Origin of the sequence: Flavobacterium sp. LC2016-12 (assembly GCF_015351595.1) — a bacterium.
In the GTDB taxonomy this organism is placed as follows: Bacteria; Bacteroidota; Bacteroidia; order Flavobacteriales; family Flavobacteriaceae; genus Flavobacterium.
Window position 1 is genome coordinate 408,311 of sequence record NZ_JADKPT010000002.1, and the last position, 14,976, is coordinate 423,286.

Here is a 14,976-nt window from a genome sequence, read left to right on the forward strand (position 1 = left end):
AGATTGTGGAAATACTAAGAATTAAACCTTCAAATTGCGTTACCGATTTTGTAGCAACGTTCGGATTCAAATATAAGCTTTATCTAATTTTTTTTAAAAATTAAACATAAAAAAAGATATATATTTCTGTATGTTTTTAAAGGCATTGTTCGGATTCGAACTTAAACTTTATCTAATTTTTTCTAAAAATTAAACATAAAAAAAACCTCTAAATTGCTTTAGAGGTTTTTGAGGCATCGTCCGGATTCGAACCGGAGTAGGAGCTTTTGCAGAGCCCAGCCTAGCCGCTCGGCCACGACGCCATTGCTTGAACGGATGGCAAAAGTAACTAAAATCTTTAAAATTCAAAACTTTAAAAGTAACTATTTTAAAAAATTAGTTTTTATGCGTGAAAAAATTACTTTCTAATTTCGGTCATTTTTATAGTAACTGATTCAACATCACCACCAATAGGAGGATTTATTTTAGAAACCCAAACTGTTGTTTTTTCTATCATTTCTATTTCAGCAAGTACACGAATATTGATTCTTTTAGCAACATGTTCTAATAAATGCGAACGAATTGCCATTTCTTCAGTAACAATTTTGTTCAAATGTACATAATCAACAGTGTCAAGAAGATGATCTGTTTGTGCTGATTGCTGTAAATTGGCTTTAATTTTTAGATCAACAGTATAGTCTGATCCAATTTTTCCTTCTTCAATTAAACATCCATGGTAGGAAAAAGTGCGGATGTTTTTTAGTTTTATAACTCCCATTTTCTTGTTGTTTAAGGTTTAAAGTTTCACGTTTAACGCCACTTAAGTAACTTTAAACCTGAAACCTGAAACCTTTTTTTTATCTTTGCTAAAATTACTATAAAATAATGGCATCAGAAGAGAAATCACTCAATTTTATTGAACAAATCATAGAGGAAGATTTAAAATCAGGTCTTTCACAAACTAAACTTCATTTTCGTTTTCCACCAGAACCAAACGGTTATTTACACATCGGACACGCTAGTTCTATTGCTTTAAATTTTGGTTTAGGACTTGATTATCAGTCTCCTGTAAATTTACGTTTTGACGATACAAATCCAGAAAAAGAAGAGCAGGAATTTGTTGACGCTATTAAAAAAGACGTGGAATGGCTAGGCTATACCTGGGCAGAAGAACGTTATGCTTCTGATTATTTTCAACAATTGTACGATTGGGCCGTTTTATTAATTAAAAAAGATAAAGCGTATGTTGATAGTCAGTCTTCTGAAGATATGGCGATTCAAAAAGGAACTCCTTCTACTGTTGGAACAGATAGTCCGTACAGAAATCGTTCTGTTGAAGAAAATTTAGATTTATTCGAAAGAATGAAAAACGGTGAATTTGAGGCTGGAACTCATATTCTTCGTGCGAAAATAGACATGAAATCTACCAATATGCTGATGCGTGATCCTATCATGTACAGGATTTTGCACAGACATCATCATAGAACAGGAGACGATTGGAAAATTTATCCAATGTACGATTGGGCACACGGACAAAGTGATTATTTAGAAGAAATCTCACACTCCTTTTGTACACTTGAATTCTTGCCTCACCGTGAATTATACGATTGGTTTTTAGACCAGATTATTGATGAAAATCAGATTCGTCCAAAGCAAAGAGAATTTGCAAGACGTAACTTATCACATACTGTTGTTAGTAAAAGAAAATTACAGCAACTAGTTAAAGAAAAGCATGTTAACGGTTGGGATGATCCTAGAATGTCAACTATTTCCGGATTAAGAAGACGTGGTTATACTGCTGCTTCATTGCGTAATTTTGCGAATACAATTGGTATTGCAAAACGTGATAATTTAATCAATGTATCAGTTTTAGAATTCTGTATTCGTGAAGATTTGAACAAAATTGCACCTCGTGTAATGGCTGTTTTAGATCCTGTAAAATTGGTAATTACAAATTATCCTGCAGGAAAAGAGGAGTGGTTGGAAGCAGAGAATAATCAGGAAGATGAGAATGCTGGTTTCAGAAAAGTGCCTTTTTCTCGTGAATTGTACATTGAAAGAGAAGACTTTTTAGAAGAAGCTTCGGCAAAGTTTTTCCGTTTGACTTTAGGAAAAGAAGTACGTCTTAAAAATGCATATATCATTAAAGGAGAAAGTGTTATAAAAGATTCGGCAGGAAATATTACAGAAATTCATGTTACTTATGATACCGATTCTTTAAGCGGAAGCGGAACAGAAGCAAGTCAAAGAAAAGTATCTGGAACTCTGCATTGGGTTTCTATTCAGCATGCCGTTGAAGCAGAAGTTCGTATGTACGATCGTTTGTTTACAGATGAAGCGCCGGACAGTTATAAAGAGAAAAATTTCTTAGATTTTGTCAATCCAAATTCATTAGAAATCATCAAAGGATTTGTAGAACCAAGTTTGGCAACTGCTCAAAATGAAGATAAATTTCAATTTCAACGTTTAGGTTATTTTACTGTTGATAAAGATTCAACTGCTTCAAAATTAGTATTTAACAAAACTGTTGGCTTGAAAGATGCCTGGGAAGAAAAAGGTAAAAAGGAAGAAAATAGTATCAATAATTCTTTAAAAGATATTAATAAATATTTTAAAGTTGAAACTAAGCCGGAACGTATTGCAATTGAAAGTGCAATAGGGGAGAGCATCAAAAATGTTTCAAGTTTTTCATTGTTACAAAATTCATTAAAGAAAAATATTAACAATAATAAGGCTTCGTTGTTATTTGCTCAGTTTATTTTGAAATATTCTCATTTGAAATCTGCTGATTTTGAAGAAGAGGATATCAAAAAATTATATACAATGTCATTAAGAAGTGAATCAACTTATGTTCGATCAAAAGCACTTTTGAATTTAAGAGATTTAGAAAATCAAAGTTTAAAAAGTCAGTTTGAAGATGAAATTTTAAAATTATATTCAAATCCTCCAAAAAATGCTTCAGAGAGAGAAATTGAAATTCTTTCTGAAATGGTAAAGAAATAACATCATTAAAATCTATTGAAAAGCGCTTTTTATAAGCGCTTTTTTTATTATTTATATTTTCTATTTAAAATTAAATTTTTATAAATATTTTATATTAAAAATGACTTATATAAATTGCTTTTAAACGCTTTTTTTTACTTCTTCCGATACAGAATTCATCTTTTAAAAAACAATTAAAATAAGCGTCTCATTTTAGTTTTAGGTCTCATTTTGGTCTTCTTTAGAGCTTATTAACAACAGAATGTTTATAAAGTTGCTATTTTCAATCTTCTTTTAAAAAAGCTGTGAATTTTGACAAAATTAAAAAGTAAATTTTATTATATCAATTTTAACAATCAATAATTCTAATTTAGAAGTTTATAATTATTATATATAAAAACTATCAAAATTAATGTTTTAATAGATAATTTAGAGTAAAAGTGACCTTCATAATTTAATTTTAAGGCCTTTTTTTACTTCTTCCATCTCGTAACTCATCTTTTGAATAATTGTTGATTTTTAAGCTTTATTTAAGTTTTAGACATCATTTTTGTGAGTTTAACGGGTTATTAACATACAATTGTTTATAAAGTTGCTATTTTTATCCAAAGGTCAAATCTTAAATTTTTTAATTTTAAAAATGACACTTGAGGAATCAAATCTGAGTTTATCTGAAAATTCAAAAATTACGTTTTTTGTTTTTAGATTTTATTCTAAGTCTGCATTCCGAAAATTGGTTTTATGGTCAATTCTAATTGTGTTTGTGTTTTGATAATACTTCAGTAAAAGTATTTTTCGATTCATTTCATAATTTTCAAATTTCATGAAATTGGTTTTGTGATTTATAAATTTTGATTTTCATTTTTGATCAAAGAAATTTTTTAATCCTTAAATTTAATTATCATGAAAAATGTATTTTTTACTCTGGCTATTTTATTTGCAAACATTGCAATTTCTCAAACACATCAAATCTCAAAACATAATGGAGAAGAATTGGATGTTAATTTTATCAAACATGAAAATGATTTAATTCATTATTCTTTTAACGGAAGCTCGGAAGAACATAAAATTACGAAGTACGCTGTTTCAAAAATTACCAATAAACAAACGAATCAAACTAAAAAAATATCTGATAGAGTAGTAGTAGATTCAAAATCAGATTACAAAATGGTAACTGTTTTGCCTCAGGAAAAGACAATAGGTTTAAAACAAGCCGCTAATTTTTCAGGAATATCGACGAAGACAAAAGGAGAGCCGCCAATTGCAAATCAAAACCAAACTGCTTTAAGGATCAAAACGCAGTCAGCTACAAAAGGTTATCCGTTTGTAAGCATAGTTGAAAATGATGGTAAATACGAAGCAGTAGCTTACATGTATTAATTGTATTGTTAAATTATAGTAAATATCATTTAATCAATATTTTATATTTCAAAAAAGCAGTACCTTTATTAATCATTTAAATTTTAATATTATGTCAAAGAACTTAAATACTATTGCGGCAATATTAGCTGGCGCCGCTGCAGGTGCGGCAATTGGAATTTTATTTGCTCCGGATAAAGGATCAAAAACCCGAGCGAAATTGAAAGAAGGTATAGATGATGCAGCACATAATTTGAAAGATTCATTATCAGCAAGTTCTGAAGTTCTTCGTGAAAAATTCACTGGTGCTACTAAAGGCCTTGATGGTACATTTGATGAATTGCTTTCGAATGTAAGTCATAAAACAGAAGAGGTAATTACGTTTTTAGAATCTAAACTAGCTGATTTAAAAGCACAGAACGCTAAACTTCAAAAATAATAAATACAAGAAGCACAAATTTTGATTACTTTTAAAAGTAATTTTTTGTGCTTCTTTTTTTAAATTTAAACTACAATTATGGCTTTTGAGGAGTTAAAAGAAAATACTGAAAACATTCAGGATCAGGCTAAAGTTTATTTAGACAGTCATTTAGCGTATTACAAACTTTGGGGATTTAAGGTTGCGATGAAATCGACTACTTTAATTTTCAAGTTTACTCTAATTTTATTGTGTTTTAGTATGGTTTTACTTTTTGGATCTTTTGCGGCAGCTTACGCTTTTGGAGCATTATTCGAAAGTACAGCGCTTGGATTTTTAGCAGTAGGAGGGATCTATCTTTTGTTTACCATTTTACTTTTCTTTATTAAAGATAAGTTTGTGGAAGGTCCAATTTTAGAAAAATTCTCAGAAATCTTTTTTAACGACTAATTTATGGAACCAAAAAAATACGCATCATACGCTGAAATCGAAAGAGATTTGGAAATTCTGAAATTAGAAAAGGAGATTAATTATCAGAAATTGGTCTTAAGTTTTCAGAGAACCAAAGAAGGAATTACACCGCAGAAAATTGTTAATGGATTCTTTTCTTCTTATAAAGATTATTTCTCCAACAACTATCCTAAGATTTTGCAATCCATTTTACCACATATTATCAGTTGGTTATTTAATAAAAAAAGAGGCAATTAAGCCTCTTTTTTATTTGTATTATTCTTTTATCTCGGGTTGAATATCATCTTCATAACCAGATTGAAGTGGTTCAATCTTTTTAGGTTTTTCTAATTTTTTATTGTTTTTCTTCATCATTTCTCCAACCTGATTCGATGCTGAGAACGATGCAACCATATTATTCAGCATATCACTTCCGGCCTGTGGAGAATTCGGTAACAAAATTAAATTTGAATTGGCGTCTGCACCAATTGCTTGTAATGTATCATAGTGCTGTGTAACTACAATTAATGCCGAAGCTTCTTGTGAATTGATTCCCACACTGTTCAAAACTTCAACACTTTCTACTAAACCTCTTGCAATTTCACGACGCTGATCTGCAATACCTTGACCTTGTAAACGTTTACTTTCAGCTTCTGCTTTTGCTTTTGCAACAATTCTGATTCTTGAACTTTCAGCTTCAAATTCGGCAGCCGTTTTTTCTCTGTCAGCAGCGTTAATTCTGTTCATAGCATTTTTTACTTGAATGTCTGGGTCAATATCGGTTACCAAAGTATTGATAATATCATAACCGTAAGTGGTCATAGCTTCGTTCAATTCTCTTTTTACTGCAATGGCGATATCATCTTTTCTTTCAAAAACATCGTCTAATTTTAGTTTAGGAACTTCGGCACGAACGACATCAAATACATAAGCGGTAATCTGATCGTGTGGATATTCCAGTTTATAAAAAGCATCGTATACTTTTTCCTGAATCACTTTAAACTGAACCGAAACTTTCATTTTGATAAAAACGTTGTCTTTGGTTTTTGTCTCAATGATAACATCTAACTGTTGAATTTTAAGATTTACACGTCCGGCAATTCTGTCGACGATCGGAATTTTAAGTTGTAAACCTGAATTTCTTACGCTTAAAAATTTACCAAATCTTTCGATTACAACAGACGATTGTTGTTTCACGGTAAAAAAAGAAGACATAAAAATAAAGAATCCGAAGACTAAAAGGATAATTAATGCTGTGTTCATGGTGATATTGTTTAGTTTTTATGATTGGGTAAATTACGAATATTCTTCCAATTTAAATTTTTTAGACATTAAAAAAACGCTAAGAACATTTAATAGATGTTTCTTAGCGTTTGATATTTAAAGTATACTTATTTATAAAGTACTTATGGCTTTCTGAATTCTCGAAATAGTTTCTTCTTTTCCGATGATTTCAACAATGTCAAATAGGTGAGGACCTTTAAGAGCTCCAACCAAACTTAAACGGAAAGGCTGCATTACTTTACCCATTCCAATTTCGTTTTTAGTTAACCAATCTTTTACGATGGCTTCAATATTTGCGGAGTCAAATCCATCAATATATTCAAGAGTCGAAATCAATTCCTGCATTAAAGCCGGAGTTTCTTCCTTCCAGTTTTTGCTTGCTTTTTCATCATAAGAGGTTGGAGCCTGGAAAAAGAAATCAGTTAAATCCCAAAATTCAGAAACAAAATGCGCTCTTTCTTTAATCAAGGAAACAATTCTTGTAACGTCATATTTAGAAACATCAACACCTTTTTCAACTAAAAAAGGAGTGAAGTCTTTCGCTAAATCAGCATCATTTTGTTTGATTAAATATTGGTGATTGAACCATTTGTTTTTCTCAGGATCAAATTTTGCTCCCGATTTATGAACTCTGTTCAGGTCAAATGCTTCAACTAATTCTTCTAAAGAAAATAATTCTTTATCAGTTCCGTCATTCCAACCTAACAAAGCAAGGAAGTTGATAACAGCTTCAGGGAAAAATCCTTTCTCTCTGTAACCAGATGAAATGCCTTCTTCGGTTTTCCATTCTAATGGAAACACAGGAAATCCTAATTTGTCTCCATCTCTTTTTGATAATTTTCCGTTTCCAACCGGTTTTAGAATCAAAGGTAAATGTGCAAATTCCGGAGCATCCCAACCAAAAGCTCTGTATAATAAAACGTGAAGCGGCATCGATGGCAACCATTCTTCTCCACGAATTACGTGTGAAGTTTCCATCAAATGATCATCAACAATATTAGCCAAATGGTAGGTTGGCATACCATCACTTTTAAATAATACTTTATCATCAAGTAAATTCGTTTCAAATTTTACATCGCCACGAATGATATCTTTTAAATGTAAAGTTTCATTAACCGGAGTTTTAAAACGGATTACATAATGCTCTCCATTAGCAATTCTTTTAGCAACTTCTTCAGCACAAATCACCAAAGATGTATCTAACTTTTCACGATTGTGATGGTTGTAAATAAATGTTTTTCCTTCTGCTTCGTGCTGTTTTCTATGTGCATCTAAAGCTTCCGGAGTATCAAAAGCATAATACGCCCAACCCGAATTGATCAATTGATCAGCATAAGATTGGTATAAATCTTTACGATCACTTTGTCTGTACGGACCAAATTTTTCATTTTTACCAACGGTTTCTTCAGGAGCAATTCCTAACCATTCTAATGCTTCCATAATATAAGCTTCAGCACCAGGAACAAAACGAGTCTGATCTGTATCTTCAATTCTTAAATAGAAAACACCATTGTTTTTTTTGGCAAATAAATAATTAAATAGGGCAGTACGAACTCCGCCAATATGTAAAGGTCCTGTTGGACTTGGTGCAAAACGCACGCGAACTTGCTTTGACATTTGTTTAAATTTTGATGCAAAGATACAACTTTACTTAAATTCCAATTTTTTAAATTCCAAATTCCAAGATGCTGTTCAAGTTGGAATTTGGAATTTATTTTTTGGAATTTGAATAACTATAATTACTACTTTTATAGGTTATAATCAAAAGAGATTTTATTTTGAAAACGACATCTGCTATATATCAAAAGTTAGAAGCTTTTATAAAGAAATATTACACCAATGAATTGATAAAAGGGGGACTTCTTTTTATTGGTTTTGGATTATTGTATTTTCTGTTTACGCTTTTTATAGAGTATTTTCTTTGGTTAAAACCAGTAGGAAGGACGATTTTATTTTGGCTGTTTATTGGAGTAGAAGTTTTCCTTTTGTTCCGATTTATCTTGTTTCCAATTTTCAAGTTGTTCAAACTTCAGAGAGGAATTGATTATAATCAGGCTTCTAAAATTATTGGAAACCACTTTACAGAAGTAAGTGATAAGCTGACGAACTTTTTACAATTATCTTCTTCTGAAAATTCAGCAGAAAGTTCAGAATTAATGCTGGCTTCGATAGAACAAAAAGCGAATTCGTTGCAGCCAATTCCATTTGGGAATGCCATCAATTTTAAAGCGAATAAGAAATATTTGCCATTGGCTTTGGTTCCAGTTTTACTTGTTGCCGTGTTTTATATTTCTGGAAATAGCAATATTATTTCGCAAAGTTTAAATAGAGTGGTACATTTCAATGCTACCTTTTTGCCACCAGCTCCTTTCAAATTTGTGGTTTTAAATTCGAATTTACAAACAGAACAAAATAAAGATTTCGTCATCAAAATGGAATCGGTTGGGAAAGTAGTTCCGGAGAATGTGATGATTCATATTGGGGATGAAAGCTATTTTATGGAATCTTCGCAACCAGGAAAGTTTGAATTCAAGATTGAAAAACCAGTTGATAATGTTCAATTTTCTTTTGAAGGAAATTCAGTTTCATCTGATGAATATGAATTAAAAGTGATTACAGTTCCATCAATTGCCAACTTTGAAATGGTGTTGAATTTTCCATCTTATTTAAAAAAGAAATCAGAAACTATCCAAGGAACTGGAAATGCAATTGTCCCGGAAGGAACTTTGGTAACCTGGAAAATGAATACACAATCGACTCAGGAGATTGTTTGGAAGGATGGAAATGCAGTTTTTAAGTTCAATAAAGCAGAAAACGAGTTTAAATTGGCTAGAAACATCAGTCAAAATACAGAATATCAAATTCTTACTTCGAATAATAAGGTTAAAAACTATGAAAAACTGGATTATCAGCTGTCAGTTATCAAAGATCAGCATCCAACGATCACAGTTTCTCCCGCACCAGACAGTTTAAAGTTGGATAAAAATTATGTCTTGGGAAGATTGGGAGACGACTATGGTTTATCGAAATTACAAATAGTTTATTATGAACGTAACAAACCAAACACGGCTAAGCGTGGAACCATTCCTGTTAAGCAAGCAGTATTTGATCAGTTCGTTTTTAACTTTCCAAGTAATCTTGCTGTAGAAGAAGGAGTATCGTATGAATACTATTTCGAGGTTTTTGATAATGATGCGCCTCATCATTTTAAGAGTACAAAGTCTTCTGTTTTTTCAGACAGAGTTTCTACTACAGATGAAGTTCAGGATATGGAATTGCAACAACAAAATCAGAACATCAATAGTCTTGAAAAATCTTTGAAGAATCAGAACAAGCAATTTTCTGAAATGGATAAGATTCAAAATACAGGAAAAGAAAAGGATAATTTAGAGTTCAAAGATCAGCAAAAAATCAATGATTTTATCAAACGTCAAAAACAACAAGATGAATTGATGAAACAGTTCGCTGAGAAAATGAATCAGAATTTAGATAAGTTCAAAGACGAAAAGAAAGACAAAACGGCTGATGATTTACAAAAGCGTTTAGACAATGCAGAGAAAGATTTGGAGAAAAACCAAAAGCTTTTAGATGAATTAAAGAACTTAAATGATAAATTGAACAGTGAAGATTTGTTTGATAAGATGGAAAAATTCAAACAGATTAGCAAGAACCAATCTCGCAACTTAGAACAATTAGTTGAGTTAACAAAACGTTTTTATGTAGAGAAAAAAGCAGATCAGGTTGCTGAAAAATTAAATAAGTTAGCAGAACAACAAGAGAAACTTTCGAATAAAGACAGTGAAAACACAAAAGACAAACAGGATGAAATCAATAAATCTTTTGATAAGATCCAGGAAGATCTGAAGGATTTGAAAGAAGAAAATAAAACATTAAAAGCACCATTGGATATTCCGTCCGATGCTTCAAAAGAAAAAGATGTTGATTCTGATTTACAAAAAGCTTCTGAGGAATTGGCTAAAAAGAATACTTCTTCGGCTAAGCCAAAACAAAAAAGTGCTGCTCAAAAAATGAAGAGCATGGCACAACAAATGCAATCAAGTATGGAAGGTGGAGATCAGGAACAATTAGAAGAAGATGTTGCAATGCTTCGTCAGGTTTTGGATAATCTTTTAGCTTATTCATTATCTCAGGAAGATGTAATGAAACAATTTAAATCAATGAAATTAGGTTCTTCGGCTTATACTAAAAACATTAAAGTACAACAGAATTTGAAACAACAGTTCAAACATGTAGATGATAGTTTGTTTGCTTTGTCTTTGAGAAACCCAAAAGTAGCAGAAGATGTAACGAAGGAAATTGGTAACGTACAATATAATGTAGACAAAGCTATTGAATCTTTGACAGACGTTCAGGTTCCAAAAGGAGTTTCACATCAGCAATATGCTGTTTCGTCTGCCAATAAATTAGCTGACTTTTTGAGTGACTTATTAAATAATATGCAAATGTCAATGTCGAAACCAGGATCTGGAAAACCAAAACCGGGAGAAGGACAAGGAATGCAATTGCCAGATATTATTCAAAAGCAAAAAGGGTTGGGTGATAAAATGAAAGAAGGAATGAAGGAAGGAAAGAAACCCGGAGAAGGAAAGGATAGTAAAAGTGGTGAAGGTAAACAGCAGGGTAAAGAAGGACAAGGTAAAGACGGGCAGGGAAATAAAAATGGTGGAAAAGGAAATGAGAATAAAGAAGGTAACGATGGAGAAGGAGATGCTGAAGCGATTATGGAAATATACAAAGAACAGGTAAAACTTCGTGAAGCTTTACAAAAAGAGTTGGCAAAACAAGGTTTAGATTCTCAAGGCAAATCTGTAATTGATCAAATGAAACAATCTGAAAAGCAACTTTTAAATAAAGGTTTTAAGAATGAGAACCTTCAAAGGATTTTAAATATTCAGCAGGAATTATTAAAATTAAACAACGCAGTGCAACAACAAGGTCAGGATACAAAGCGTCAATCTGAAACAAACAAAGCTGAATTTTCTAATCGTTCGAATGCTTTACCAAGTTCACTTTTGGAATATTTAAACAGTGTAGAGATTTTAAATAGACAATCACTACCTTTGCGCTCGAATTTTAATCAAAAGGTTCAAGAATATTTTAATACAAAATGATCAATTTTAATTACGAAACCGAATTTACTTTAGATAACGAACAAGCCTTTTCTGATTGGTTAAGTGCTGTAATCGTTTCTGAGAATAAAAACGAAGGAGAGATAAACTATATATTTTGTGATGATGAATATCTTCATAAGATAAATGTAGAATATCTTGATCACGACACATTAACAGATATTATCAGTTTTGATTACACGGTTGGTAACGAACTAAACGGAGATATATTTGTTTCTGTTGAAAGAGTAGAAGATAACGCAAAGGATTTTAATGTTTCTTTTGAAGAAGAATTGAAACGCGTTTTGGCTCACGGCATATTACATTACTGTGGTTATAAAGATAAGTCAGAGAAAGATGCTGAATTAATGCGTTCGAAAGAAGACGAAAAAATCGCAATGTTTCACGTGGAACAGTAGAGAAGTTTGTTTTCAGGTTTATTTGGTTTCAAGTTTCAAGTTATTAGAACGAGTTAGTTGTTCCACGTGAAACATGTTTGGTTTTGATAATAAAGGAATCTGAACGTTCCACGTGAAACATATTTAATTTTGAAAGGAAAATTTCATCGTTTCACGTGGAACATTTGAAAATGAAGTTTTGGTTTGAAGTTTTGATTTGAAGTTTTGATTTGAAGTTTTGGAAAAAAATCTACGGATGTTCCACGTGGAACTTTCGTAAAGTGAGAACCTGAAACTTGAAACCTGAAACTTGAAACCTGAAACTTGAAACCCTTTAATACGTTCCACGTGGAACAAAAGAATAAAGAATTTAATTCTGAGGACCAACTTAAACGGTTTCCCAGAGAATAGAAAATAAAATGTTTTTAGAAGAATACGATGTTATAGTAGTTGGTGCAGGTCATGCTGGATCTGAAGCCGCGGCAGCGGCCGCAAATTTGGGATCGAAAACCTTATTGGTTACGATGAGCCTGCAGAACATTGCACAGATGTCTTGCAACCCAGCGATGGGCGGAATTGCAAAAGGACAAATAGTGCGTGAGATTGATGCGTTGGGAGGATACTCTGGAATTGTTTCAGACCGAACAGCAATTCAATTTAAGATGTTGAACAAATCAAAGGGACCTGCAATGTGGTCGCCGAGAGTTCAAAGTGATCGAATGCGTTTTGCTGAAGAATGGAGAATGATGCTGGAGGGAACTCCAAATTTGGATTTCTACCAGGAGATGGTAAAAGGTTTGATTATCGAGAACGGAAAGATAAAAGGAATCAAAACTTCGTTGGGAGTAGAGATTCGATCTAAATCTGTCGTCTTGACAAACGGAACTTTTTTAAATGGTTTGATTCATATTGGAGAAAAACAATTTGGAGGAGGAAGAGCAGGAGAAAGTGCCGCAACCGGAATTACCGAAGATTTGGTGAAAGCAGGTTTTGAAGCTGGAAGGATGAAGACAGGAACGCCCCCAAGAGTGGATGGACGTTCTTTGGATTATTCTAAAATGAACGAAGAAAAAGGAGATGCAAAGCCGGATAAGTTTTCGTATTCTGATTTGACAGCTCCATTGACACATCAAAGATCTTGTCACATGACATACACGTCTTTGGACGTGCATGATATTTTAAGAGAAGGTTTTGATCGTTCGCCAATGTTCAACGGAAGAATCAAAAGTCTTGGGCCAAGATACTGTCCTTCGATTGAAGATAAAATAAATCGTTTTGCAGATAAAGAACGTCATCAACTTTTTGTTGAGCCGGAAGGATGGAATACTTGTGAAGTTTATGTAAACGGATTTTCAACTTCGCTTCCTGAGGATATTCAATTTAAAGCTTTGCGTTCAGTTGCCGGATTTGAAAATGTGAAATTCTTTCGTCCAGGTTATGCGATCGAATACGATTACTTTCCACCAACGCAATTGAAACATACTTTGGAAACAAAGTTAGTTGAGGGATTATATTTTGCCGGACAAATAAATGGAACTACAGGATATGAAGAAGCAGCTTCGCAAGGATTGATGGCCGGAATAAATGCGCATTTAAAAGTGCATGAAAAAGCGCCGTTAATTTTAAAACGTGATGAAGCTTATATTGGAGTATTGATTGACGACTTAATTACGAAAGGAACAGAAGAACCTTATCGTATGTTTACGTCTAGAGCAGAATACAGAACATTGTTGCGTCAAGATAATGCTGATTTCAGATTGACACCAATGTCTCATGAAATTGGTTTGGCTTCTGAAGCTCGTTTACGCAGAATGGAAAAGAAATTAAATGAATCTGAAAAGATGGTTGCGTTTTTCAAAGAGACAAGTGTTTCGGTTGCAGAAACGAATCCAATTTTAGAAGCAAAAGAAACTGCTCCAATTACACAAGGTGATAAAATGTTCAAAGTATTCTCTCGTCCGCAAATTGATTTGGAGGACATGATGAAGTTTGAAAAAGTAAAAGAATATATAGAAGCAAATGATGTTGATCAGGAAATTTTGGAGCAAGCCGAAATCCAGGTCAAATATTCTGGTTATATAGAAAAGGAAAGAAATAACGCTGACAAACTAACTCGTTTAGAAGAAGTGAAAATTCCGGAGAATTTCGATTATGATAAAATCAAATCGATGTCAATTGAAGCAAAACAAAAATTGAGCAGAATTCGTCCTGTAACCATTTCACAAGCTTCAAGAATCAGCGGAGTTTCTCCGAGTGATATTTCTGTGCTTTTGATTTATATGGGAAGATAAAGGTAGAGACGCACTTTAGTGCGTCTTGATCTGTTTCAGATTTCAGGTTGTTGGAACGCGAAACTGGGAGGGAATTTTAGTTTGAGGATTTAACCTGAAACTTGAAACAAGAAAAACTTGGAACAAAAACTAATTGTTCCACGTGAAACTATTTCAGTAATCTAAAATCTAAAATTTCGTTATATGAAGATTATAGAAAAGAAAATGCTGTCTTTAGAGGAAAAAGAAATTCTGCGTGAACTTTGGAACGAGGAGTATCCAGCGAGATTGCATTTGAAAAACAATGAAGATTTTGAATTGTATTTAAACGGACTTTCAAATACAAAACATTATTTGCTGTTTGATGATTCAAATAAAATTAATGGCTGGGCATTTACTTTTCTGAGAGAAGGAGAAGATTGGTTTGCTATAATTTTGGACCATCAAATACAAGGAAAAGGAAATGGTTCACTTTTAGTCAATGAATTAAAAAAGAACAATACGAGTTTGAATGGTTGGGTTATTGATCATGAAAATGAAATAAAACAGAATACAAAACATTATAGATCTCCAATGCCGTTTTATATAAAAAACGGTTTTACAATCTTGGCAGATATAAGAATTGAAAACGAAAAGATGTCGGGTGTGAAAATAAATTGGAAACATTAAAGAATATATATTAAAGCCTAAAATTAAACCCAAATACC

The 14,976-nt window shown here is 32.4% G+C and carries 12 protein-coding genes and 1 tRNA gene; 9 read left to right on the forward strand and 4 right to left on the reverse strand.

The genetic code is table 11. From position 1 onward, the window contains the following. Positions 1-231 precede the first annotated feature (231 nt). Together IRZ99_RS06200 and folB are read right to left on the reverse strand one after the other, a co-directional pair. Positions 232-302, reverse strand: a tRNA-Cys gene (locus IRZ99_RS06200). A 95-nt stretch (positions 303-397) separates the two neighbouring features. Further along, a complete protein-coding gene (gene folB, locus IRZ99_RS06205; protein ID WP_194656428.1) occupies positions 398-757 on the reverse strand; it encodes a dihydroneopterin aldolase in 360 nt (119 codons plus the stop codon). A gap of 107 nt (positions 758-864) precedes the next feature. On the opposite strand from folB, the gene IRZ99_RS06210 reads away from it, so the two are divergent. The 5 genes from IRZ99_RS06210 to IRZ99_RS06230 all read left to right on the forward strand — a co-directional run bounded on the left by IRZ99_RS06210 (position 865) and on the right by IRZ99_RS06230 (position 5,446). Next, positions 865-2,982, forward strand: a complete 2,118-nt coding sequence (locus IRZ99_RS06210; protein ID WP_194656429.1) for a glutamine--tRNA ligase/YqeY domain fusion protein — start codon at positions 865-867, stop codon at positions 2,980-2,982. Positions 2,983-3,864: 882 nt separating this feature from the next. Then, on the forward strand, positions 3,865-4,341 hold the full coding sequence (locus IRZ99_RS06215) for a hypothetical protein (protein ID WP_194656430.1): 477 nt from the start codon (positions 3,865-3,867) through the stop codon (positions 4,339-4,341). Between the two features lie 91 nt (positions 4,342-4,432). Next, the gene (locus IRZ99_RS06220; RefSeq protein WP_072970015.1) at positions 4,433-4,759 is read left to right on the forward strand and encodes a YtxH domain-containing protein; all 327 of its coding nucleotides are present in this window, start codon (positions 4,433-4,435) and stop codon (positions 4,757-4,759) included. A 78-nt stretch (positions 4,760-4,837) separates the two neighbouring features. Next, positions 4,838-5,188 (forward strand): hypothetical protein, encoded by a 351-nt coding sequence (locus IRZ99_RS06225; protein WP_026982394.1) that lies wholly within the window; start codon positions 4,838-4,840, stop codon positions 5,186-5,188. A gap of 3 nt (positions 5,189-5,191) precedes the next feature. Continuing rightward, positions 5,192-5,446 carry a DUF6327 family protein gene (locus IRZ99_RS06230; protein WP_072970013.1) on the forward strand — a complete coding sequence of 85 codons (255 nt, stop codon included), beginning with the start codon at positions 5,192-5,194 and terminating at the stop codon, positions 5,444-5,446. An 18-nt stretch (positions 5,447-5,464) separates the two neighbouring features. Here IRZ99_RS06230 and IRZ99_RS06235 read toward each other — a convergent pair whose 3' ends face one another. Together IRZ99_RS06235 and gltX are read right to left on the reverse strand one after the other, a co-directional pair. Next, complete coding sequence (locus IRZ99_RS06235) at positions 5,465-6,451, reverse strand: SPFH domain-containing protein (RefSeq protein ID WP_194656431.1); 987 nt, start codon at positions 6,449-6,451, stop codon at positions 5,465-5,467. Between the two features lie 132 nt (positions 6,452-6,583). Further along, positions 6,584-8,089: a glutamate--tRNA ligase gene (gene gltX, locus IRZ99_RS06240; RefSeq protein ID WP_194656432.1), complete on the reverse strand. Its 1,506-nt coding sequence runs from the start codon at positions 8,087-8,089 to the stop codon at positions 6,584-6,586. Between the two features lie 161 nt (positions 8,090-8,250). Here gltX and IRZ99_RS06245 point away from each other — a divergent pair, with 161 nt between their 5' ends. From IRZ99_RS06245 to IRZ99_RS06260, 4 genes are all read left to right on the forward strand, one after another. Next, entirely contained in the window at positions 8,251-11,604 is a 3,354-nt protein-coding gene (locus IRZ99_RS06245) for a DUF4175 family protein (protein WP_194656433.1), read from the forward strand. Next, positions 11,601-12,020 carry an rRNA maturation RNase YbeY gene (ybeY, locus tag IRZ99_RS06250; RefSeq protein WP_194656434.1) on the forward strand — a complete coding sequence of 140 codons (420 nt, stop codon included), beginning with the start codon at positions 11,601-11,603 and terminating at the stop codon, positions 12,018-12,020. The genes IRZ99_RS06245 and ybeY overlap by 4 nt, the downstream gene beginning before the upstream one ends. Before the next feature lie 398 nt (positions 12,021-12,418). After that, on the forward strand, positions 12,419-14,290 hold the full coding sequence (mnmG, locus tag IRZ99_RS06255) for a tRNA uridine-5-carboxymethylaminomethyl(34) synthesis enzyme MnmG (protein ID WP_194656435.1): 1,872 nt from the start codon (positions 12,419-12,421) through the stop codon (positions 14,288-14,290). A 183-nt stretch (positions 14,291-14,473) separates the two neighbouring features. Further along, the gene (locus IRZ99_RS06260) at positions 14,474-14,938 is read left to right on the forward strand and encodes a hypothetical protein (protein ID WP_194656436.1); all 465 of its coding nucleotides are present in this window, start codon (positions 14,474-14,476) and stop codon (positions 14,936-14,938) included. Positions 14,939-14,976 lie beyond the last annotated feature (38 nt).

What these genes read in the sequence shown, in the direction of transcription:
- folB (WP_194656428.1), bottom strand. Translation starts at nt 757, where the DNA reads ATGGGAGTTATAAAACTAAAAAACATCCGCACTTTTTCCTACCATGGA.
- IRZ99_RS06210 (WP_194656429.1), top strand. Translation starts at nt 865, where the DNA reads ATGGCATCAGAAGAGAAATCACTCAATTTTATTGAACAAATCATAGAG.
- IRZ99_RS06215 (WP_194656430.1), top strand. Translation starts at nt 3,865, where the DNA reads ATGAAAAATGTATTTTTTACTCTGGCTATTTTATTTGCAAACATTGCA.
- IRZ99_RS06220 (WP_072970015.1), top strand. Translation starts at nt 4,433, where the DNA reads ATGTCAAAGAACTTAAATACTATTGCGGCAATATTAGCTGGCGCCGCT.
- IRZ99_RS06225 (WP_026982394.1), top strand. Translation starts at nt 4,838, where the DNA reads ATGGCTTTTGAGGAGTTAAAAGAAAATACTGAAAACATTCAGGATCAG.
- IRZ99_RS06230 (WP_072970013.1), top strand. Translation starts at nt 5,192, where the DNA reads ATGGAACCAAAAAAATACGCATCATACGCTGAAATCGAAAGAGATTTG.
- IRZ99_RS06235 (WP_194656431.1), bottom strand. Translation starts at nt 6,451, where the DNA reads ATGAACACAGCATTAATTATCCTTTTAGTCTTCGGATTCTTTATTTTT.
- gltX (WP_194656432.1), bottom strand. Translation starts at nt 8,089, where the DNA reads ATGTCAAAGCAAGTTCGCGTGCGTTTTGCACCAAGTCCAACAGGACCT.
- ybeY (WP_194656434.1), top strand. Translation starts at nt 11,601, where the DNA reads ATGATCAATTTTAATTACGAAACCGAATTTACTTTAGATAACGAACAA.
- mnmG (WP_194656435.1), top strand. Translation starts at nt 12,419, where the DNA reads ATGTTTTTAGAAGAATACGATGTTATAGTAGTTGGTGCAGGTCATGCT.
- IRZ99_RS06260 (WP_194656436.1), top strand. Translation starts at nt 14,474, where the DNA reads ATGAAGATTATAGAAAAGAAAATGCTGTCTTTAGAGGAAAAAGAAATT.